The 21,120-nt window shown below is 61.1% G+C and carries 15 protein-coding genes and 1 riboswitch; of the genes, 8 read left to right on the top strand and 7 right to left on the bottom strand.

What is annotated here, in order from left to right; translation table 11 throughout:
• Positions 1–227: 227 nt before the first annotated feature.
• Complete coding sequence (locus CAK95_RS06300; RefSeq protein WP_086087153.1) at positions 228–461, top strand: hypothetical protein; 234 nt, start codon at positions 228–230, stop codon at positions 459–461.
• A gap of 65 nt (positions 462–526) precedes the next feature.
• On the opposite strand, the gene CAK95_RS06295 is transcribed toward CAK95_RS06300, so the two are convergent.
• Positions 527–1,576, bottom strand: coding sequence for a class I SAM-dependent methyltransferase (locus tag CAK95_RS06295; RefSeq protein ID WP_086087152.1), 1,050 nt, complete (start codon positions 1,574–1,576; stop codon positions 527–529).
• Positions 1,577–1,654: 78 nt separating this feature from the next.
• Here CAK95_RS06295 and CAK95_RS06290 point away from each other — a divergent pair, with 78 nt between their 5' ends.
• Entirely contained in the window at positions 1,655–2,752 is a 1,098-nt protein-coding gene (locus CAK95_RS06290; RefSeq protein ID WP_342587993.1) for a GlxA family transcriptional regulator, read from the top strand.
• Between the two features lie 21 nt (positions 2,753–2,773).
• On the opposite strand, the gene CAK95_RS06285 is transcribed toward CAK95_RS06290, so the two are convergent.
• Positions 2,774–5,581, bottom strand: coding sequence for a [protein-PII] uridylyltransferase (locus tag CAK95_RS06285; protein ID WP_086087151.1), 2,808 nt, complete (start codon positions 5,579–5,581; stop codon positions 2,774–2,776).
• A 162-nt stretch (positions 5,582–5,743) separates the two neighbouring features.
• Positions 5,744–5,822, top strand: a riboswitch (SAM riboswitch).
• 207 nt (positions 5,823–6,029) lie between these two features.
• On the opposite strand from CAK95_RS06285, the gene CAK95_RS06280 reads away from it, so the two are divergent.
• From CAK95_RS06280 to CAK95_RS06255, 6 genes are all read left to right on the top strand, one after another.
• Positions 6,030–7,016, top strand: coding sequence for an aliphatic sulfonate ABC transporter substrate-binding protein (locus tag CAK95_RS06280; RefSeq protein ID WP_086087150.1), 987 nt, complete (start codon positions 6,030–6,032; stop codon positions 7,014–7,016).
• Between the two features lie 126 nt (positions 7,017–7,142).
• Positions 7,143–7,976, top strand: a complete 834-nt coding sequence (locus CAK95_RS06275) for an ABC transporter permease (RefSeq protein ID WP_086091228.1) — start codon at positions 7,143–7,145, stop codon at positions 7,974–7,976.
• Between the two features lie 2 nt (positions 7,977–7,978).
• Positions 7,979–8,770: an ABC transporter ATP-binding protein gene (locus CAK95_RS06270; RefSeq protein ID WP_086087149.1), complete on the top strand. Its 792-nt coding sequence runs from the start codon at positions 7,979–7,981 to the stop codon at positions 8,768–8,770.
• A 54-nt stretch (positions 8,771–8,824) separates the two neighbouring features.
• A complete protein-coding gene (locus tag CAK95_RS06265; protein ID WP_086087148.1) occupies positions 8,825–9,880 on the top strand; it encodes an alcohol dehydrogenase in 1,056 nt (351 codons plus the stop codon).
• 48 nt (positions 9,881–9,928) lie between these two features.
• A complete protein-coding gene (locus tag CAK95_RS06260) occupies positions 9,929–10,438 on the top strand; it encodes an OsmC family protein (protein WP_086087147.1) in 510 nt (169 codons plus the stop codon).
• Between the two features lie 209 nt (positions 10,439–10,647).
• Complete coding sequence (locus CAK95_RS06255) at positions 10,648–11,460, top strand: hypothetical protein (protein WP_086087146.1); 813 nt, start codon at positions 10,648–10,650, stop codon at positions 11,458–11,460.
• A 19-nt stretch (positions 11,461–11,479) separates the two neighbouring features.
• Here CAK95_RS06255 and mutS read toward each other — a convergent pair whose 3' ends face one another.
• The 5 genes from mutS to CAK95_RS06230 all read right to left on the bottom strand — a co-directional run bounded on the left by mutS (position 11,480) and on the right by CAK95_RS06230 (position 21,039).
• Positions 11,480–14,209: a DNA mismatch repair protein MutS gene (gene mutS, locus CAK95_RS06250; protein WP_086087145.1), complete on the bottom strand. Its 2,730-nt coding sequence runs from the start codon at positions 14,207–14,209 to the stop codon at positions 11,480–11,482.
• A 111-nt stretch (positions 14,210–14,320) separates the two neighbouring features.
• Complete coding sequence (locus CAK95_RS06245; RefSeq protein ID WP_086087144.1) at positions 14,321–15,340, bottom strand: amidohydrolase family protein; 1,020 nt, start codon at positions 15,338–15,340, stop codon at positions 14,321–14,323.
• A gap of 171 nt (positions 15,341–15,511) precedes the next feature.
• Entirely contained in the window at positions 15,512–17,227 is a 1,716-nt protein-coding gene (locus CAK95_RS06240) for a thiamine pyrophosphate-requiring protein (RefSeq protein ID WP_157699555.1), read from the bottom strand.
• A gap of 129 nt (positions 17,228–17,356) precedes the next feature.
• Positions 17,357–18,895, bottom strand: a complete 1,539-nt coding sequence (locus tag CAK95_RS06235) for an indolepyruvate oxidoreductase subunit beta family protein (protein ID WP_086087142.1) — start codon at positions 18,893–18,895, stop codon at positions 17,357–17,359.
• Positions 18,892–21,039: a thiamine pyrophosphate-dependent enzyme gene (locus tag CAK95_RS06230; protein ID WP_086087141.1), complete on the bottom strand. Its 2,148-nt coding sequence runs from the start codon at positions 21,037–21,039 to the stop codon at positions 18,892–18,894. Before CAK95_RS06230 ends, CAK95_RS06235 begins: the two co-directional genes overlap by 4 nt.
• Positions 21,040–21,120 lie beyond the last annotated feature (81 nt).

Here is a 21,120-nt window from a genome sequence, read left to right as displayed (position 1 = left end):
TGACGTCCGGCCGCTTCCTGCGCACCGGACCAAACCGGGACGCTACGGGAGGGAATTTAAACAGCCGTTAAGGTTCGGTGTCCGGCTGTTGCCAAGGTGCGACTGTTTGGCGCAAAGCACGCCAAAATGCCCGGAAAACAAGGGCTCTTACATTTGCACGACGTTCTTTTTGTGCTTGTTCGCCGACAGCCGGGGGATACCGGTGGTATTAAACTCTGAGGGATCCAATGCGTAAAACCGCTCTTGTTCTTGCACTCGCCGTTGCTGTGGCGCCGACCGCCGCTCTTGCCAAAAAGTCTGCCAAGGCTCCGGCTGCGAAAGCCGCCAAGGCTGCCCCCGCCGATCTGAACGCGAACGGCAAGAAGTTCGTGATGACGGCCTTCTCGCAGCCGTACCTGGCCTGGAAGTCGGTTTGGGCGCCGGAAGCCGCTCCGGCCAAGGCGAAGGCAAAGAAGAAGTAATTTCTTTTACAGACCAATTGCCTGAACGGGCGCCGGAGCTTCGGCGCCCGTTTTTATAGGCGGGCTTAAAGCCTCGCCTCCAGCACGACGTTAAACGGCGTCTCTGCCGCGCAGCGGAATTGCGAGAAGCCGGCTTGACGCGTCACCTCTGCCAACTTCGCGTTTCCAGCCTGTGCGCCAAGCGCCAGCCCGACTTCCTGATTCAGAGAACACGGCACACAGACGCTGGCAGAGAACGCGTAAAAGACACGACCGACCGGGTTGAGATTGTCTTCGAGGCGATCTCCAGCCTTCGGTTCGACCAGCATCAATGTGCCGTCGCTCTTGAGCACCTTACGGGCATGCGCGGCAGCGCCGACCGGATCACCCATATCGTGCAAGGCATCGAACATGGTCACGAGGTCGAAGCCGCTTCCCGCAAAATCCTGCGCGCGCCCGACTTCGAAGCGAATGTTGCGCACGCCGTTCGCATGACGGCGGGCGTGCGCGACCGATGCATCGTGAAAGTCGATCCCGACGAATTCGGAGTTCGGGAAAGCCTTGGCCATGATCATGGTCGACGCGCCGTGGCCACAGCCGACATCGACGACGCGGGCGCCGCGTTTCAGCTTGTCCACCACGCCGTCGAGCGCGGGCAACCATTCGGCAATGAGGTTGGCCTTGTATCCAGGGCGGAAGAACCGCTCCACGCCACAGAATAGGCAGTTGCAGCGGTCGCCCCAGCCGAGCCCTTTGCCAGATCGAAACGCTTCCGTCAGAGCGGGTTCATCGGCAAAGACGGCCGCGAGCGAGTGAAATCCACCGGTCATGCAAACGGTGCTGTCCTGGTCCGCAAACACCATGGCTTGTTCGGGCGTGAGCGAGAATTTGCTGCTCGCTGCGTCATAGTTGACGTATCCGGAAGCCGCCTGCGACGACAGCCATTCGCGAATATATCGCTCAGTCGTCCCCGTTCGCTTTGCAAGCTCGGCAGATGTTTGCGGTCCGCCCTCTGCCAGCGCCCGAAACAGGCCGTTCTTTTCCCCAACGAGTACAAGCGCGGCATTTGCCGCAGCGCCCAGATCGCTCACCACCATTCCCAGCAATGCTTCCAGTTTTGCCATATCCGGCTGCATGACATCCTCCTCAAATTTTCAATGAAAACGGGCGGCTCGAAGCCGCGCGGATGTGCCGAAATAGGCGTGGCGCGGCGCGTGCGTGAGAGGCAGAATGGCCAGGACCGTGTCATTCGGGCCAGTCCCGCCATGTTCAATCGCCCCGTTCGCGTCAGTCTTGTCGTGTTTCCGGAATGCGATCCGTCGATCGTCTTCGGGGTTTTCGATACGCTTTGGGCGGCGGGGAGGCTCTCGTCCTTGTTCAACAATGCGTTGCCGGATGTGTCTTTGTTCGAGCCGCGTCTGGTCGGCGCCAAAGCGGGGCCGCTGCAGCTCGTGACCGGCGTGAGCATCGTCGTTCAGGATGCGGTGAGCGGTGTTGCGGACACCGACATTGTCTTCGTTCCGAATATCATGGTGAGGACCAATGCCGATCTGCGTGCGCTCGATCGCGATTTGCTAGCCTGGATCAAGGCGATGCATGATAAAGGCACGCACATTTATGCGTCATGCGGTGGATCTCTCGTCCTTGCCGAAGCCGGATTGTTGAAAGGACATCAGGCTACGACGCACTGGTGTTACGTGCCGCTCTTTCGCGATCAATTTCCCGATATCGACCTGCAGCCGGATCGCATTCTTGTGCGGTCCGGCGAGGGGCAGCGCATCGTCTGCTCCGGCGGTGCGTCGGCATGGCAGGATCTCGCCTTGATGATGATCGCCAAGCGCGCCGGCACGGACGAAGCGATCCGCATGTCGAAGCTGTTCCTCTATCAATGGCACCGCGACGGGCAATTGCCCTATTCTTCCATGCGCCAGAATGTGGAGCATGGCGACGCGGCCGTGCTGAAATGCCAGACCTGGCTGGCGCAACATTATGATCACGACGATGTCGTGGCTGAACTGATCCGTCATTCCGGATTACCCAGGCGAACTTTTGCGCGGCGCTTTCGGGCCGCCACTGGCTACTCGCCGCTGGAATATGTCCAAGCGCTACGGATTGAAGAGGCCAAGCAGATCCTCGAAACCACCACGATTGCAGTGGAGGACGTAGCGCGCGAAGTCGGATACGATGATGTCGCGTCATTCCGTCGATTGTTCCGGCGTCTTGCCGGGATGAGTCCGGGCGAATATCGGCGCAAGTTCCAGTTGCCGCTGATTGATGATGGTGCAGGCACTGGTCGCGGCCGAACACAATAATGCAGGCGCTTTCGCAGCATCTTACGACTTTGCGGCGAGCTGCTTTGTCTCTTCTGTCGCCGCTCGCGAGAACAAAGCCAGCAGTGCGCGCTTGATCGCGGCCTGCCGCGTCGGCGAGCCGATCTTGGCGCCAAGCAAGTCGGTTACATAAAACACGTCGACCACGCGTTCGCCGAATGTTGCGACATGCGCCGAGGTGATGTTGAGCGACAGTTTCGAAATCGTGGCCGTCAATTCGTAGAGCAGCCCCGGCCGGTCGAGACCCGTTACCTCGATCACGGTGTAGCGGTTCGACCATTCATTGTTGACGTTGACGTCCGGATCGAGGGCGAAGGCTTTGAACCTTGCCTTCGGTGCCGCGCGCCGTGCGACGGCCTCCGGAAGCTTGATCTCGCCCTTCAGCGCTTTCTCGATCGTATCGGTGATCCGGCTTGCGCGACGGTCTTCATCTTCGTCGCGTTCGAATTCCCGGGTCAACGAAATGGTGTCGAGGGCGAGCCCGTCGGTGGTCGTATAGATCTGCGAGTCGACGATATTGGCACCGGTCGCGGCGCAAGCGCCGGCGATGATCGACAACAGCCGCGGGTGATCAGGGGCGATGACGGTGAGTTCGGTCACGCCGCGGGCGGCGTCGAAATTCACCTGCGTCGCCAGCGTGCGGCCCGCGCTCCAGGTCTTCCGCAGGAAGTTGGCATGCGCGACCTTGTGCGGCAGATCCACCTTGAGCCAGTAAGCCGGATAGTGACGAGCGATATAGCTTTCGAGCTCGTCCTCCGGCCAGTCCTTCATTTCCTGCCGGAATTCAGCCTGCGCCATGGCAACACGGCGTTCGCGATTGACTTCGGAGAAGCCGCCGGTCAGCACCGGCTCGGTTTCATAATAGAGCGTTCGCAGCAGCTGCGCCTTCCAGCCGTTCCAGACGCCTGGGCCAACCGCGCGGATATCCGCTGTCGTCAGGATAACGAGGAGCTTCAGCCGGTCGAGCGACTGCACGATGCCGGCGAAATTCTCGATCGTCTTGCGGTCGGACAGGTCGCGCGATTGCGCGATGGTCGACATCACAAGGTGATTTTCGATCAGCCATGCGACGGTCTCCGTTTCGGCATTGTTCAGGCCGAGGCGGGGGCAGAAGCGGCGTGCGACGCGGGCGCCGGCGATCGAATGATCCTCGACGCGCCCTTTGGCGATATCGTGCAGGAACAAGGTAATCCGCAGGATGTCGCGCTGCCGCGGCTGCAGCTTTTTCACAAGCTCGTTGGCGAGCCCGTATTCCTCGTTGGTGCCGGCCTCGATTTCCGAGATTACACCCATGCAGCGGATCAGATGTTCGTCCACCGTATAGTGATGATACATGTTGAACTGCATCATCGCGACCACACGTCCGAATGCCCGCACGAATGCGCCGAGCACGCCGGCTTCGTTCATCCGCCGCAGCACCGGCTCGACATCGTTCTTGGCAGTGAGGATTTCGAAGAAAAGTTCGTTCGCCTCAGGATTTTCGCGCAAATCCTTGTTGATGAAATTGAGTGAGCGTGTTGCCTTGCGCATCGCATCGGGGTGGAAGGCGAGATCGTGTTTTTGCGCGAGGTAAAAGATCCGGATCAGGTTGACCGGATCGCGCTCGAACACATCCTGTTTCGCGATATTGATGCGGTTGTTGTCGACAATGAAATCGTCCGATTCGCTGAGGATGCGGCGGCCCGCCCTCGGCCTGAAACGTGCGATCATGCGGCCAAGGGCGGGGGCGCTCTTGGTGTGATTGGCTTCCAGCGCGGCACAGAGAATGGCGGTCAGGTCGCCGACATTCTTCGCGGTCAGGAAGTAATGCTTCATGAAGCGTTCGACATCGCGCATGCCGGGATGCTCGGTATAGCCGAGCCGCACGGCAATCTCGCGCTGGATGTCGAACGACAGCCGTTCCTCCGGACGGTTGGTGACGAAGTGCATGTGGCACCGCACCGACCAGAGAAAATCCTCGCAGCGCAGGAACATCTTCAGTTCGTCCTGATCGAACACGCCGTGATCGACCAGTTCCTCGACAGTACGAACGCGATAGACGTATTTGCCGATCCAGAACAAGGTGTGCAGGTCGCGTAGCCCGCCTTTGCCATCCTTGACGTTCGGCTCCACGACATAGCGCGATTGGCCAGTCCGGCGCAGACGATCCTCGCGTTCGGCCAGTTTTGCGGCGACGAATTCCGCCGCGGTGCCCTGTACAACATCCCGGTCGAAGCGGTTGACCAGTTCATCGAACAAGGCCTGATCGCCATAAAGAAAGCGCGACTCGAGGATGGCCGTGCGGATGGTCATGTCGGCCTTGGCCTGGCGAATGCATTCATCAACCGAGCGTGTGGCGTGGCCGACTTTCAGGCCCATGTCCCAGAGACAATAGAGAATGGCTTCGGCGATCGATTCGCCCCAGGCTGTCTGTTTGTAGGGGAGGACGAACAGCAGATCGATGTCCGAGCCGGGCGCCAGCAATCCACGGCCATAGCCACCGGTGGCGACGATCGACATGCGCTCGCCTTCGGACGGGTTTAGCGACGGATAAAGCCGCTTGCTGGCGAAATCGAACAGGACGCGAATGATCTCGTCCTGCATGGCGCAGAGGCGCTCGGCGCAGCGCCGCCCGTGCCGCTCCTTGAGCAGCAACTGCTCGGCCTTTTCGCGCCCCCGGGCTAACTCGCCTTTCAAGAATTGCGCGACTGCCGTGCGCAGATCGCTCTCGCGGCCGGAATAGGTCGCGGCGAGCGCATGCAGTTCATGCGCGGCCGCTTCGGCGTCGAAGATCTCGCTGGTCGGGCGCATCGTCTGGTCGGGGGACAGCATGGCGGATGGGGATAGCGGAGCGTTTCTTCCCTGTCACGGCCGATCGTACCGGCAGCATGCAAAGTTATTTTACAATCTGGACAGAATGCGGAACGAGCGTTTCGCTGGCCATTCGAAATTTGCCATTCCATTTCATTGACCGGCCGAAATAATCCTTTAATTTCAGCGTGTAGCGCCGATTTGAGCGAGCAGCTTGCGGGCGCTTAACAAATGCAGCTAAAGCGGTCGGGGCCCGCCCCGTCGCGATCAGCCGCGGGCGGGTGGTTTGAAACTCCCGCTTTTCATCAATCCGGCCGACCACGCTTTGGCGTGATCGCGGCCAGAGCATGATGCCGAAAAGTGCGAAGCGGTTTTCGGACGACATCATGCTCCAACGTATTGGAATCGATCACGTTTATGATTTTGGATTAATCCAAAATCATCGTGATCTAACGCGTGGAGGTTAATCATGGCTTTCTTGTCCCGCCGCTCGATCCTGGCGTCGGCGCTTTTTGTCGGCCTCGTGCCGAGCACGGCGCTATTCGCGCAGGACAAGCCCAAGGATTTGCCCAAAGAGATCCGCATCGATTGGGCGACCTATAATCCGGTCTCGCTGGTCCTGAAGGACAAGGGCCTGCTCGAGAAGGAATTCGCCAAGGACGGCATCACGATCCGCTGGGTGCAGAGCGCCGGTTCCAACAAGGCGCTGGAATTCCTCAATGCCTCGTCGATCGATTTCGGTTCGACCGCGGGCTCGGCCGCGTTGGTCGCCAAGATCAACGGCAATCCGATCAAGTCGATCTATGTCTATTCGCGGCCTGAATGGACCGCGCTCGTCACCGGCAAGAATTCGACCATCAGCAAGATCGAGGACTTGAAGGGCAAGCGCGTCGCCGTGACGCGCGGCACCGATCCCCATATCTTCCTCGTCCGCGCCCTGCAAAGCGTGAAGCTCACCGACAAGGACATCACTCCCGTTCTGCTGCAGCATGCCGACGGCAAGGCTGCGCTCATTCGCGGTGACGTCGATGCGTGGGCCGGTCTCGATCCCATGATGGCCGCCGCCGAGATCGAAGATGGCGCCAAGCTGTTCTATCGCAACAAGGACGCCAATACCTGGGGCATCCTGAATGTGCGCGAGGACTTTCTGAAGAAGCACCCCGACCTCGTTCAGCGCGTGCTGAAAGTCTACGAGGAGGCGCGCAAATATTCGCTCGCCAATCCGGACGAAGTGAAGAAGACCTTCATCGCCGTCACCAAACTGCCGGACGCCGTGGTCGAGCGTCAGCTCAAGGAGCGCACCGAACTCACCCATTCGAAGATCGGCGCGCCGCAGAAAGAATCGATCCTCGCTGCTGGTATCGCCCTGCAGCAGGCCGGCGTGATCCCCGCCAATGTGGACGTGAAGTCCACGGTGGATTCGCTGATCGATGACAGCGTCGCCCTGACGAATTGATCGTCAGGCTCGCCGTTCCCGGGCGGCATCCTCCCAGCGGTTCGGGAACGGCTTAATTGACGCGGCATTGGCTTTCTCAGTTATTTCTTGAACCCGAAATCCGGTTGCGCCATGTCTACCATCGACATGACATTTCCAACGGCACAGCAGACTGACAGCGTCGCATCTGAACCACGTGCGCGCCGGCCATGGTTTCGCAATCCGTTGCTGGGCCTCGTTTTGCCGCTCGGCATTGCGGCGTTGTGGGAATTGGCGGTCTATCTCGGATTTTCCGATGGCCGGCTGGTGCCGCCGCCATCGGTGATCGCTGTCACCTTGTGGGAGCTTGCGAAAACCGGCGAGCTTTGGCGTCACGCGCAGGCCACCATTCTCCGCGTCGTCGCAGGCTTCGGGCTTGGTGTCGCCGCCGGCACGCTGTTTGGCGCCATCGCCGGCTATTCGGCGCTGACCCGCACGGTCATCGATCCGACATTGCAGGCGTTGCGCGCTATTCCCTCGATTGCCTGGGTGCCGCTCTTCATCCTGTGGCTCGGCATCTTCGAAGCATCGAAGGTGACGCTGATTGCCGTCGGTGTTTTCTTTCCGGTTTATCTCGGCGTGATGGGTGCGATCCTGTCGGTCGACCGCAAGATCGTCGAAGTCGGCCGCGCCTTTCGTCTCTCCGGACCCGCGCTGGTGCGGCGCATTCTCTTGCCTGCCGTGATGCCGGCTTATGTGGTGTCGCTGCGCTCGGGTCTTGGGCTTGGCTGGATGTTCGTTGTCGCCGCCGAATTCATGGGAGCCTCCGAGGGCCTTGGTTATCTTTTGATCGATGGTCAGCAGCTCGGTAAGCCGGCGCAGATCGTCGCTGCAATCATTGTCTTTGCGATTCTCGGCAAGACAACCGACTGGCTGCTCACCGCAGGCACCGCACCGTTCCTGCGCTGGGAAGATCGCTTTCATGCGCGGCAGGAGGCCTGATCGTGCTGTCGCTCGCGCGTGTCACAAAAGTCTATCCCAACAATGTCCGGGCGCTTGAAGAATTCACGCTCGACGTCGCGCCGGGCGAGATCGTCGCCATTGTCGGCGGCTCCGGTTGCGGTAAGTCCACCTTGCTCCGTGCGATCTCAGGTCTCGACCGGCCGACAAAGGGCCTCGTGCATCTCGACGACGAAGTCATCACGCAGCCGCATGAGAAGATAGGCATCATCTTTCAGGAGCCGCGGCTGCTGCCGTGGCTGACGGTTGCGGAGAATGTCGGCTTCGGTCTTGCGCATCTGCCGGCAACTGAACGCAAGGAACGCGTTGCGCGCGCGCTGGATCGCGTCGGCCTCACCGACAAGGCGGGTGTCTGGCCGCGCGAATTGTCAGGCGGTCAGGCGCAGCGTGTCGCCATCGCGCGCGCTTTGGTGCCACAGCCCGAAGTGCTGCTGCTCGACGAGCCATTTTCGGCGCTCGATGCTTTCACCCGCACGGATCTGCAGGACCATTTGCTCGACCTCTGGGCGGATTCCAAACCGACGCTGGTCCTCGTCACGCATGATGTCGAGGAAGCCATTGTTCTCGCCGATCGCATCGTCGTCATGAGGCCGCGTCCAGGGCGTTTGTTCGAGGAAATCGAGGCCGATTTGCCACGTCCGCGGGACCGTCAATCGGCGGCTTTTGATCACGTGAAGCGACGTGTTTTGGCGGCGCTCGATCGGTCCCTCGGTCGTGCCATCAGTATCGATGATCGAACCATCAAGTCCGAAGACGGCGCGGCAATGTGGTGGTGACACCATCGAGCAATCTCAATATCGTCAGTGCCGGGCATGACGGATGAGGGTGCCATGAAATCCTACCAGGTCTGTGAATGCGGCGCGCCGCTGCAACTGCGTGAGGAGCAAACCCCGCAACCGGTCGGCAGCGAAGTGCTGCTGCAGGTCACGGCTGCCGGTATCTGCCATAGCGACATTCACTTCTGGGAAGGTGAATATGACATCGGCGGCGGCAAGGTCATGCGTCTTGCCGATCGCGGCTTGAAACTGCCGATCACGCTGGGACACGAGAATGTCGGCAAGGTCGTCGCCATCGGACCGGATGCCAAAGGTGTGTCAGTCGGCGACGAGCGGCTGGTCTATCCATGGATCGGCTGCGGTGAATGCGCGGTCTGCCAGCGCGGGGACGAACAGCTTTGCCTCAAGCCGCAATTTGTCGGCGCGTTCCGGCCGGGCGGCTTTGCCGATCATATCATGGTGCCGCATCCGCGTTATCTGATCGACTATGGCGATATCCCGCGCGAACAGGCGGCGCCTTTGGCCTGTTCCGGCGTGACAGCCTATGGCGCGCTGAAGAAATTCGGCGACCTTCTCAAAAGCGAGCCGCTGGTTCTGATCGGGGCTGGTGGCGTCGGCCTGATGGGCCTGGCCATCCTTCGTGCCATGCAGGCGCGGGGAGCAATTGTGGTCGATATCGATGCTGACAAGCGTGATGCGGCGATGCAAGCGGGAGCACTGGCGACTGTCGATACCAATGCACCCGACGCCGCGGCACAGATCCAGGCGTTGGTGAATGGGCGCATCTGGGCGGTGGTGGATTTTGTCGGCTCCGGTGCGACGGTGAAGCTCGGCAGCGATCTTCTGACCAAGGGCGGTCATCTGGTCGTCGTTGGTTTGTTCGGCGGGGAGATTACGATCCCGACGCCGTATATCCCGATGCGGGCGATGACGATTCAGGGCTCATACACGGGCAGCCTCCCGGAGCTGAAAGAACTGATTGCTCTTTTGCAGCGAACGCCGATGCCTTACATGCCGGTGCAAATTCGCCCGCTCGACAGCGTCAACCAGAGCCTGCATGACCTGAAAGATGGCCATGTCATTGGACGTGTCGTGCTGGCGCCGAATTGATGTTTCTCTCCCTCGAAAGAGGAGGGATAAGAAAGCGAAGGATAAAAAATGGATGCTGCCGAATTGCGGGCGATGCAGGCCCCGATCAAGGATCGGTACAAGAGTGACGCCGATGCCGCGCTGATCACGCTGAAGGCCAAAGGCACGCTCGACGATACCAACATCGCCTGCAAGGTCGAGACCGGCCGGGCGCTGGCTATAGCGGGTCTGCATCCTGCCACCGGTGGCTCGGGTATGGAACTTTGCTCCGGCGATATGCTGCTGGAAGCGCTCGTGGCCTGTGCCGGCGTCACATTGAAGGCCGTCGCGACGGCGCTGGATATTCCGCTGAAGTCCGGACGGGTTTCGGCTGAAGGCGATCTCGATTTCCGCGGCACGCTGGGTGTGGCGAAGGACGCCCCGGTCGGTTTCCGCGAAATCCGCCTGACATTCGATGTTGATACTGATGCGCCGCAGGAGAAGCTCGATCAGTTGCTGAAGCTGACCGAACGGTATTGTGTTGTGTATCAGACGATCAAAGCCGGCCCGTCAGTCGCCGTGTCGCTCAAGCGCGGCTAATCCCTTTTTGGAACAGGTTTATAGTGTAATCGCGCCCCAACGGGTGGGGTGCTATCAAATTTTGGTAAGGCAGGCATTCTTTGCCACAGAATCGGGGGTGAGGCTCTAGGCGCGCGCCGCGAAGTTCGCTACAGGCATGGCGGAATTTCCGCAACCCTTACGCGAAAAAGCATCCCCTCATGCCGGGGAGCACCGGTGCTTTCCCCGCCATGTCTCCTGTCGATTATTTCTGGCTCTCGCTTGTCCTCAAAGCGGCGCTGACGGCGACAATCATCGTCACGGCATCGCTGATCGTGGAGCGTGGAGGCCCTTTTCTCGGCGCCATGATCGCCTCGCTGCCGACCTCGGTCGGCGCGGCCTACATCATCCTGGCGCTGGAACATACGCCTGAATTCATTTCTCATTCCGCGATTGGCAGTCTTGCCGGCAATGCCGCGGGTGTCATCTTCGCCGCGGCCTATGCATTGCTGGCCCAGAAGCGATCTCTCGTCGTCAGTCTCGGGAGTGCGCTGCTGGCGTGGTTTGCCGTGGCGTCGCTTCTGCGGTTCGTGGATTGGGGAATCTGGGGCGCGATCATCCTGAATGCGATTGTGGTGACGATCACCATCAGCGTGACTGCGCGTGCACGCGCAGCATCGGTGTCCAAGCCGGAAACGACACCGAATCCTTACGACATCCCCGTGCGTGCCGCGCTGGTGTCGCTTTTCGTGATCCTCGTGACCACTGTGAGCCACTCCATCGGACCATTTGCGTCCGGCCTTTTCGCGGTGTTTCCGATGGCGATGTCGAGCTTCATCATCATCCTGCATACGCGCATCGGTGGCAAGGCGACCTCCAATGTCATCGCCCATGCCCAGGTGCCGATGCTTGGGCTCATTTTAGTCTTTGTGATCGTCCACTTTTTGACACCGGTGACCGGCGTGTGGTGGGCGCTCGGGTTGGGGTTGCTGGCGTCGCTCGCGTGGAACGCTTTTCTCTGGGTCAGGCGGACGCGATTTGTGACCAGCATGCCGCTGGAATGAAGCCAGATAGAGCGGCGGGTTATTTTGTTTTATCTGCGAGCGTCTGCTTCAGAGCATAGAGAGCGTCCATCGCCTGTCGCGGCGACATCTCGTCCGGGTGCAGCGCATTGAGTGCTGCAATGACCGCGCTCGGCGCATCGTCCTGTGCCGGGGGCTGCGCTTGCTTGACGGCCTGAAACAGAGGCAGGTCTTCGAAGCCTCGCAACGCCGGCTTGCCGCGATCATCGGCTTCGAGCTCGGCGAGCACGACCTTGGCGCGTTCAATCACACTGGCCGGGAGACCTGCGAGTTTCGCCACCTGGATGCCATAGGAACGATCGGCCGCACCGGCCATGACTTCGTGCAGGAACACGACATCGCCCTGCCATTCCTTCACGCGCATGGTCGCGTTGTGAATGCGCGGCATCTTGGCGGCGAGCGCCGTGAGTTCATGAAAATGCGTGGCGAAGAGTGAACGGCAGCGATTGACTTCGTGCAGATGCTCGACGCTCGCCCACGCGATGGAAAGACCGTCGAAAGTGGCGGTGCCGCGGCCGATTTCGTCAAGGATCACCAGCGAGCGTTCACTGGCCTGATTGAGAATGGCCGCGGTTTCCACCATTTCCACCATGAAGGTGGATCGGCCGCGCGCAAGGTCATCGGCGGCGCCGACGCGCGAGAACAGCCGGTCGATCACACCAATGCGGGCCTGCCGCGCCGGAACAAAACTTCCCATCTGCGCAAGAATGGCGATCAGCGCATTTTGCCGTAGGAATGTCGATTTACCCGCCATATTGGGGCCGGTCAGCAGCCAGATGCGCCCAGCCCCGGTCGCGCCGTCCCCCGCATGCGGCGGTGGTGACAGATCGCAGTCGTTGGCGATGAACGGCTCGCTGATGCTTTGTTCAACGACCGGATGCCGGCCGCCATCGATGGTGAAGACAAGCGAACGGTCAATGTGCGGGCGCGTGTAGTCACGTTCGACTGCCAGCGTCGCCAATCCTGACGCGATGTCGAGGGTAGCTAATGCTTCGGCCGCGGCCTTGATATTATCGCCATCGCTGGTGATATCCCGCGTCAATCGTTCGAATATTTCTAGCTCAAGACCAAGGACGCGATCGGCCGCGCTGACAATTTTCGCTTCGAGTTCGCCGAGCTCGGTGGTGGTGAAGCGCACCTGACCGGCCAGTGTCTGGCGATGGATGAAGCGCGCGTTGAGCGGCGGTGCCATCAGCTTTTCGCCGTGCTGGGCGGTCACTTCGACGAAATAGCCGAGCACATTATTGTGCTTGATTTTCAGCGCCTTCAGGCCGGTCTCGTCGGCATAGCGCGCCTGCAATTCGGCGATCACCTTGCGGGATTGATCGCGCAGCGCCCGTGTCTCGTCGAGCGCCGTGTCGTAGCCGCTGCGGATAAAGCCGCCGTCGCGCTTGAACGCGGGCAATTCGTCGGCCAAGGCCGCGGATAAATCGTGAAGCAGGCTTTGCGATGGTTGCCGCAATCCATTCGCTGCTCGTGCGAGATCTGCGGGCATATCGGGCATTTTGGACAAGCGCGATCCGAGCGCGTCGCTCGCCGCGAGTCCATCGCGGATGGCGGCCAGATCGCGCGGACCGCCGCGCCCGACGACAAGGCGGGTCAATGCGCGCGCGAGATCGGGAGCAGCCTTCAACTGGTCGCGGATATCGCTGCGAATGGGGGGATCCGATGTGAAAAATTCAACCGCATCAAGGCGATGCGAAATAGCATCGGGATCGGTCAGCGGGGCGGCGAGATGCTGCGCCAGCAGGCGCGATCCGGCCGATGTGACGGTGCGGTCGATGGCGGAGAATAACGAGCCGCGCCGTTCGCCGGACAATGTCCGCAGCAATTCGAGGTTGGCGCGGGTTGCGGCGTCGATGGCGAGCGAAGCACCGGCGCTTTCGCGGAGCGGCGGGGATAAGGGCGGGCGTTTACCGAATTGCGTGCGTTCGACATAGGTCACGCAGGCGGCGGCCGCCGTCAATTCAACGCGAGATAGGGACCCGAAACTTTCCGTGGTGGCGACGCTGAAATAATCCGACAGCCGCCGCTCGGCCGTTGCGCCGTCGAAGACGTCGCGGGTGAGGGGCATAACATGTTCGAATTGCCGCAGCAGCGGGGAGATATCTTCATCGGAATAGAGGGCATCGGAGACGACGATTTCACCCGGATCGATGCGGGCGATTTCGGCGGAAAGGCTGCCATTGTCGCATTCAGTGACGCGGAATTCGCCGGTCGAGATGTCGATCCAGGCGAGGGCGAAGCGGCGATACTCTGTGTCCGAGGACGGGCGTGTTGAGGCCAGCGCCAGCAGATAATTGTTGCGCTTTGCGTCGAGCAGCGTGTCTTCGGTAAGCGTTCCGGGCGTGACGAGGCGCACGACGCCGCGCTGGACCACGCTTTTGCCGCCGCGCTTTTTTGCTTCCGCCGGATCCTCCAGCTGCTCGCAGACGGCGACTCTATGCCCCAAGGCGATCAGCCGGTGCAGGTATTCGTCGGAGCGCTCGACCGGCACCCCGCACATCGGGATATCGTTGCCTAAGTGCTTGCCGCGCTTGGTCAAAACAATGCCGAGCGCGCGCGAAGCGATCTCCGCATCCTCGAAGAACAGTTCGTAGAAATCCCCCATCCGGTAAAACAGCAGACAGTCCGGATTGGCCGCCTTGATCTCGATGAATTGCTCCATCATCGGCGTGACGCGGGCATTCTCGCCCGCGGGCGGCTGCGGTGGTCTGTGCTGGGCGTCCATGGTCTGCTGTCTAGCAAACCCTCCCGTGAAAAAGAAATCGCCGGGGATAAATCCCCGGCGAAATGCTCGTAGAAGTCCGATTCCTCCGGCCGGAAATAAGCCCGAGCCGCCTTATTTCACGAATGTCTTGCCGGTAATTCTCTCGAGGTTCTTGTAATAGACCTTGTCGAGATCGGCCTTCGGCATTCCGTAATCGTCGAGGATGCGGATGGTCTCGCGGATATACATCGTGCCCTTCTCCGGATCGAACGGGCAGTCGGACGCGAAGATGACCTTGTCGAAATCGAAGAAGCCGAAGCCGAGCTTCATCGCGCCTTCGGAGGTGAAGGTCGCGGTGTCCGGATAGAAGCTGTGCTTGAAGTAATCGAGCGGACGCTTCTTCAGGCTCTTCAGCAGCGCGCCGTAATCCTCGTCGGAGGTGCGTGTGCCAAGCTGGTCCCAGCCCGGACCGACACGGCCTTCCAGCGTCGGCACGATCGAGCCGAAGTGATGCACCACCACTTTCAGGTCCGGGTGATCGTCCATGATCTTCGAGAACACGAGACGCGCCATCATCGCCGCAGTCTCGTAGGCCCAACCGAACGCCCACCAGATCTCGTACAGCGATTTCTTCTCGTCGAGATAATCCGGGAAATTGGCGGCACGCGCCGGATGGGTCCAGATCGGCTTGTCGAGCTTCTCCATGGCCGCGAAGAACGGCCGGAATTCCGGGCGGTCGACCGGCTTGCCGTTGACATTGGTGTAGATCTGCGCGCCGCAGGCCCCGAGTTCCTTGATCGCACGTTCGGTTTCGCCAACGCCGGCATCCCGCGCGGTCAGCGGCGCCTGCGCGATGAAGCCGGCAAAGTGGTCGGGATATTTCTCGCAAAGCTCGGCCATGCCGTCATTGCCGATCTTGGCATATTCGACCGCAAGGTCGGGATCGCCCTTGGACAATTGCTCCAGCGTCGGCGCGGCGAGTGAGAGGATCTGCTTGTAGTCCGGGAAGGAGTCGATGATCTTGCGGCGCACGTCGAGATCGTAGATCGCCGGGATATTGGTCGAGCGCTTGCCGATATCCGGCAGTCCGCTGTTCTGCAGCGCTTCGAAATATTTCTTCGGAAAGAAGTGATTGAAGGCGTCGATACGCATGGGGCATTCCTTTCAGGCAGAGAACTTAAATCTTTCGCTTGAGCGGCAAGTGCTTCAACACACTCCGCTCATTCCCGCGAAGGCGGGAATCCAGTTCTTTCAAGGTCTGGGTCCCCGCTTTCGCGGGGACGAACGGTCTTTGTTGTGTTGCCTTGATTCCCGGAACAGGTATCAGTACGGCGTGATGACATTCAGCAAGGCCTGACGGCCTTCCTTCATGACGGCATCGCGGGCGCGAAGCAGCGCGGCCGGCACATCCTCGGGACGTTCGACGCGCTCGCCATAGCCGCCTTGCGCGGTGACGAATTCATCGAACGGCGGGCTCGGATCGAGATCGGCAAGGAAGCGGCCATCGTCTTCACCGGCGGCACCATCCTTGAACATCGACAGCGTCGCCTTGCGCACCGCGCCATAGCGGCTGTTGTTGAAGATGATCGACAGCACCGGCAGCTTGAACTTGTCCTGCACCCAGTGACAGACGGTCGGATTGGAGAACATGTAGCTGCCGTCGCCGAGCGTTGCGACAATCAGCTTCTCCGGCGCCGCAAGCTTTGCGCCGATCGCGGCGCCGAGGCCCCAGCCGAGACCGCCGGCCGGTCCGAGGCCGAAGAACGTTTCCGGCTTCTCACGGCCGCAATGTTCGATGCTGAGCGGATATTCGTTGAAGATCACCGCATCGGAGCCGAAGGCTTCGCCGATGCAATGGCTGAGATATTGCGGGGTGATCTTGTCCGGCGCACCTTTCGCTTCCTTGGCAACGCGCTCCTGCCGCGCCTTGATGCGTTCGGCGGCCTTCTTGCGGCGCGCCTCGATGCCGGCGGCCATCGACGGCAGATGCTTCTCCAGCGCCTTGTCCAGCGCTTCGAAAACAATCCCTGAACGCGAACCGATCGACAGATCGCTCTGGAAAGAGCGCATCGGATAGCGTTGATAGACCGGGTCTTCACCGATATGCGCGACCTTGCAATCACCTTTCATCTTGTCGAAGGCCGGATACCACGGCGCGTCGCATTCGGCGTTGATGATCAGATCGGCCTCGGGGACAAGCGGACCGGAATCGAAACCGACCAGCATCGGATGATGGGTCGGCAGCGTCACCACGCGGGCATTATGGGCAACGACCGGAAGCGCATAACGCTCGGCAAGCTTCGACAAGGCGGCGACGGCGCGCGGATCGCCCTCCGATGAAGTGATGATCAGCGGCGATTGCGATGTTGCAATCATCTCCGCCAGCGTTTCGATGGCGCGGGGATCGGGATAGGCCGGCGCCGGCAATTGCCGCGGCGCGGTTGCGAGATCGGCAGGAACACTCGCCGAGATCGGTTCGCGCGGCAGCACGAGATAAACCGGGCCGCGTGGCGACGTCATCGCCATTTCATAAGCGCGGGCGGTGACGTCAGCCACCTGCTCGGGCATCTTCAGTTCATAATCCCACTTCACCAGTTCGCGCAGCATGCCGGCCTGGTCGAACATTTCCTGCGCCCAATGAATCGAGCGGGTCCGCGATCCGAATTCGCCCTTCTCCGTGAAAGGCGTCCGCCCAGCGGCCAGGATCACCGGCGCGCGATCGCGCGACAGATTGGTGATGTTGTTGATCGTATTGCCGGTGCCGACATTGACATGCACCATCACCGCCTGCGGACGGCCATTCATCAGATAGGCGCCATGCGCCATCGCCACCGCGAGATTCTCATGCGGCACCAGCACCGGCTGCGGAAATTTGGCGTTGCTGGTGCGTGCGCGTGTGAACGCTTCAACGATTGCCGGAAAGTCCGTGCCAGGATTGGCGAAAAGATAATCAACGCCATGGTCCGACAAGGTCTTGAGAAAAATTTCGGCGGCGATGGGTTCGCGCGTTTCTGTCCGGCTGGTGGACGTTGCCGACATGCCAATTTCCTTGGTTGTTCGCTCTGATGATCGGGACGTTTTCAAAACGTCTCTTGTTGTCGCGCAACGCATAGCGGAGCGCGGCGGCGCTTACAATGCCGCCTGCAGCATAAGGGTTATTCGACTGAGTTACTCGGCCGCAATGCGGAACGACAACCGGGCGTCGAACTCGTCCAGACATTTGGCCAGTGAGGCGCCTTCGGGATCGACCAGCGCCGCTGTGCGCGCACTGGCGATACCATCGATGGCATCCGGCACCGGCAGCTGCCCGCGCAGGGCCGGCACGATCAGGCGCGTCTCGATGGTGCGGAAATTCAAAGTGCCGCGCTTGTGCGTAGAGCCATACCCTTTGATCAGGCGCGCGCATTCGGCGACTTCGAGCGCCAAGGCCGGCGACAGCTTTGCGGCATCGGCGATGAAACCGAGCCAGGTTTCGATCTGCGCCTGCTCTTCCTGATAGCGGTGCATGAAGCGGCGCAACGGGCGCAGCTTGGCCAGCGTCCAGAATCTCAGATAGCCGCTCACGGACGTTGTCTGCACATACATGCCGACATGCACGCGATCCATCCAGCCGCGCCGTTCCGCCAATGCAATAATGCGCTTCGCCAGTGACGGTGGCAGCACCTGGCACATCTCTTCGATGCCGGGTTTCAGGAATTCGGTGACGCTGAATGGCTCCTCGGTCTTCGCGCCGAGTTCCTGCGAAATCCGCTGCATGCGGGCGGGATCGATTTTGGCTTGCGCGACACGGATCAGATCCTCGAACGACATGCGAACGGCGAGATGCCGCGCGGTCTCGCGCAGCAGCTTGCCATCGTCATGCGCGCCGAGATCGTGCAGCCGCTCAAGCCGGTCGAGATACAGGCGTGCGTAATCGCCATCCTGGAAACGCGTGAGACGGCGAACGCCTTCGATCGCGATTTCCCGGGCCGCTTCCGGCATGCGCTCACGGATTTCGTTTTCCAGCGTTGCGAGATCGTTGCGCGGTTTCTCGCGGCGCTTGCCTTCGTCCGGGCGCTTCAGCGCGGTGGCTTCGGCTTTGGCTGCAGCGAGACCCGCCTTGAAGCCGCGCAGGTTGGCCTCTGCCGCCTTACCTTCGGCACGGATCGCTTCCTCGAATGTCCCGACCGGGATCGGCAGCTTGCCGCAGCCTGCAATGGCGCCGAGCATCACGGCATTGGTCATCGCGCCGGCTTCCTTGGCGACCTGCTCCATGTCGAAGAGGATGCGGCTTTGCGAATTCTTTTCGGCGACGTCGAGAAGGCGGGCTTCGTCGAAGCGGCCATCGCCGAGTGCCATCTTCTCGTTGATGACGTAAAAGCGGCTGGTCGACGAAATCAGCAGCGTGCGATCCGGCGTGCAGAAGCCGTTGGCGATGCAACGGCCGGCTTCCATGAATTCGCTCGACAGCAGCACATCGATATCGCCGATGCCGGGCGACAGCGCCAGCACCGGGCGCTTGGCGCCGAGCTCGCTGTAAGGAACGGGATAGATTTCAATGTAATAGGTGGTGCCGCCAGTGCGCTGTGCGACGCCGGGGATCGATGTCGATTGCGCCGGCAGGCCGAGCTTGGCCGCCGCAGCCATGATCCAGTTGGTCAGAACGCCGCCGCCTTCGCCGCCAAGCGCGGCGATCAGGACGGTGACAGGGCGTTGCGGTGCGCTCATGCCGCCACCTGCTGCTGAACAGGCGCGCGGCCGCCAAACCAGCCGATGACGGCGCGGCGCGTGCGGAACAATGTGCGATCCCACCAATTCGCATTGCGCACGATCTCGGCGCGATAGAACGACGGGCACAGCACCGCGGCATGCGCGACTTCACCGCACAGGCCGCAGCCGACGCAGGATTCGATCACGGTCGCCACCGGATCGGTGCGCAGCGGATCGGGCGAGGGCTTCACTGATAGCGACGGGCAACCCGACAGGCGAATGCAGGAATGATCGCCGGTGCAGATCTCGTCATCGACGCCAAACTTGGTACGCACGACGCGCTCACCGCGGGCAAGCTTGCCGGCGTCTTCGGCGCGCACACGCCGCTGCCGCGCGAGCTGGCATTCGCCATCGGCGATGATGACTTTCAACCCATGTTCGGTGCTGGCCAAAGCTTCCTTCACCGTTGTCATCATCTTGCCGACGCTGTAGCTGCGCACCTTGCGCAGCCAGGTGACGCCAAGCGTCTTCAGCGTGCGCTCGATATCCATCTTCTGGCCTTCGCCGGAGCGGCTCTTGAGCGATGACGGCATGAATTGCAGGCCGGTCGCCGACGTGTAGCCGTTCTGGAAGATGATGAGGAGGCCATCGCCCTTGTTGAACAGGTTGGAGGCGACACCGGTGATCACGCCGTTATGCCAGAAGCCGCCATCGCCCATCACCGCGATCGGGCGCTTGTTCACATTCGGACCGACTGCGGCCGCGCTGGCGAGCGACATGCCGTAACCCAGAACCGAATTGCCCATGCTGAAGGGCGCGAACAGACCGAAGCAGTGGCAGCCGATATCGGCCGAGATATGCGCGTTGCCGACTTCCTGCTGCGCCAGCTTCAGCGCGGAGAAGACGGGACGTTCCGGACAGCCGGTGCAGAATGTGGGCGGACGCGGCGGCAGATCGCGCAGCGCTGTCGCGACGGCAGGCAGATGCGCCGTCATCTTGCCGAGACGATCGGAGACCGCATCGATGTCGAGCCGCGCGGGACGCGCTTCGGTGAGAAATTTCGCAAGACCGCGCAGCAGCACGTCCTGCGTATATTCGCCGGCTTGCGGCAGCACGTCCTTGCCGTAAAGGCGCGTCTGCACATCGCCGCGGCGCAGCTCGGTCGCCACCATCTGCTCGATATATTCGGGAAAGCCTTCCTCGACGATCAGCACCGACTTCTTGTCGGCGCAGAAGGAGCGGATTTCCTCCGGCACCAGCGGATAGGTGACGTTGAGGCACAGCATCGGCACGCGGCATTCGCCGAACAGATCGGCAAGGCCGAGCCGTTCCAGCGCGCGCAGCGTGCCGTTGTAAAGGCCGCCCTGCACGATGATGCCGATATCCTTCAGGTCGCCCGGGAAAATCTCGTTCAGCTTTTCGCGCAAAATAAACGCGCGCGCCGCCGGCATCCGCTCCTCGACCTTGATGCGCTCCTGCGCGAAGGTGACGGGTGGATGCGAGAGACGGGCGAAGTTGTGCGGGGCGGGCGTGGCGCGCTGCAGCGAGGAGATGTCCGGCTTGCGGTTGGCCTTGGTGGTGAAGGAGCCGGTCACATGGCAGGCGCGGATGCGAAGCTCCAGCATCACCGGCGCGTGGCTCGCTTCGGAGAGTTCGAAGCCCTTCTCGACCGTGCGCACGATGCTCGGCAGATCCGGACGCGGATCGAGCAGCCAGATCGAGGATTTCATCGCATAGGCGTGCGAGCGTTCCTGAATCACCGCGCCGCCTTCGCCGTAATCCTCGCCGACGATGATCATGGCGCCGCCCATGACGCCGGGCGAGGCGAGGTTGGACAGCGCGTCGGAGGCGACATTGGTGCCGACGATGGCTTTCCAGGTCACCGCACCGCGCGTTGGATAATTGATCGAGGCGCCGAGCATTGCCGCGGCGGAGGCTTCGTTGGTGCAGGTTTCGACATGCACGCCGAGTTCTTTGAGATAATCCTCGGCATCGACCATCACGTCGAGCAGATGCGACACCGGCGCGCCCTGATAGCCGCCGACATACGATACGCCAGATTGCAGCAACGCCTTGGTGACGGCGAGAATGCCTTCGCCGTGGAAGGTTTCACCATCGCCGAGCCGCAGCGATTGCACTTCTTTTTTGAATGAGCGTTCCATCGTCCCGATCGCCTGGCCCTTGGTGGACCGATAGTTGGATTTCAAACTATTCTAGCAGATTGGTCCCGTTATAAAAAGGCA

Source organism: Pseudorhodoplanes sinuspersici, from assembly GCF_002119765.1.
Taxonomy (GTDB): Bacteria; Pseudomonadota; Alphaproteobacteria; order Rhizobiales; family Xanthobacteraceae; genus Pseudorhodoplanes; species Pseudorhodoplanes sinuspersici.
The sequence above is the reverse complement of the archived record's forward strand: the minus strand, read 5'-3'. Positions and strand labels throughout refer to the sequence as shown.

Coding starts and splice junctions, on each gene's coding strand:
- CAK95_RS06300 (WP_086087153.1), top strand. CDS start 228: ATGCGTAAAACCGCTCTTGTTCTTGCACTCGCCGTTGCTGTGGCGCCG.
- CAK95_RS06295 (WP_086087152.1), bottom strand. CDS start 1,576: ATGCAGCCGGATATGGCAAAACTGGAAGCATTGCTGGGAATGGTGGTG.
- CAK95_RS06285 (WP_086087151.1), bottom strand. CDS start 5,581: ATGCTGTCCCCCGACCAGACGATGCGCCCGACCAGCGAGATCTTCGAC.
- CAK95_RS06280 (WP_086087150.1), top strand. CDS start 6,030: ATGGCTTTCTTGTCCCGCCGCTCGATCCTGGCGTCGGCGCTTTTTGTC.
- CAK95_RS06275 (WP_086091228.1), top strand. CDS start 7,143: ATGACATTTCCAACGGCACAGCAGACTGACAGCGTCGCATCTGAACCA.
- CAK95_RS06265 (WP_086087148.1), top strand. CDS start 8,825: ATGAAATCCTACCAGGTCTGTGAATGCGGCGCGCCGCTGCAACTGCGT.
- CAK95_RS06260 (WP_086087147.1), top strand. CDS start 9,929: ATGGATGCTGCCGAATTGCGGGCGATGCAGGCCCCGATCAAGGATCGG.
- CAK95_RS06255 (WP_086087146.1), top strand. CDS start 10,648: ATGTCTCCTGTCGATTATTTCTGGCTCTCGCTTGTCCTCAAAGCGGCG.
- mutS (WP_086087145.1), bottom strand. CDS start 14,209: ATGGACGCCCAGCACAGACCACCGCAGCCGCCCGCGGGCGAGAATGCC.
- CAK95_RS06245 (WP_086087144.1), bottom strand. CDS start 15,340: ATGCGTATCGACGCCTTCAATCACTTCTTTCCGAAGAAATATTTCGAA.
- CAK95_RS06240 (WP_157699555.1), bottom strand. CDS start 17,227: ATGTCGGCAACGTCCACCAGCCGGACAGAAACGCGCGAACCCATCGCC.
- CAK95_RS06235 (WP_086087142.1), bottom strand. CDS start 18,895: ATGAGCGCACCGCAACGCCCTGTCACCGTCCTGATCGCCGCGCTTGGC.
- CAK95_RS06230 (WP_086087141.1), bottom strand. CDS start 21,039: ATGGAACGCTCATTCAAAAAAGAAGTGCAATCGCTGCGGCTCGGCGAT.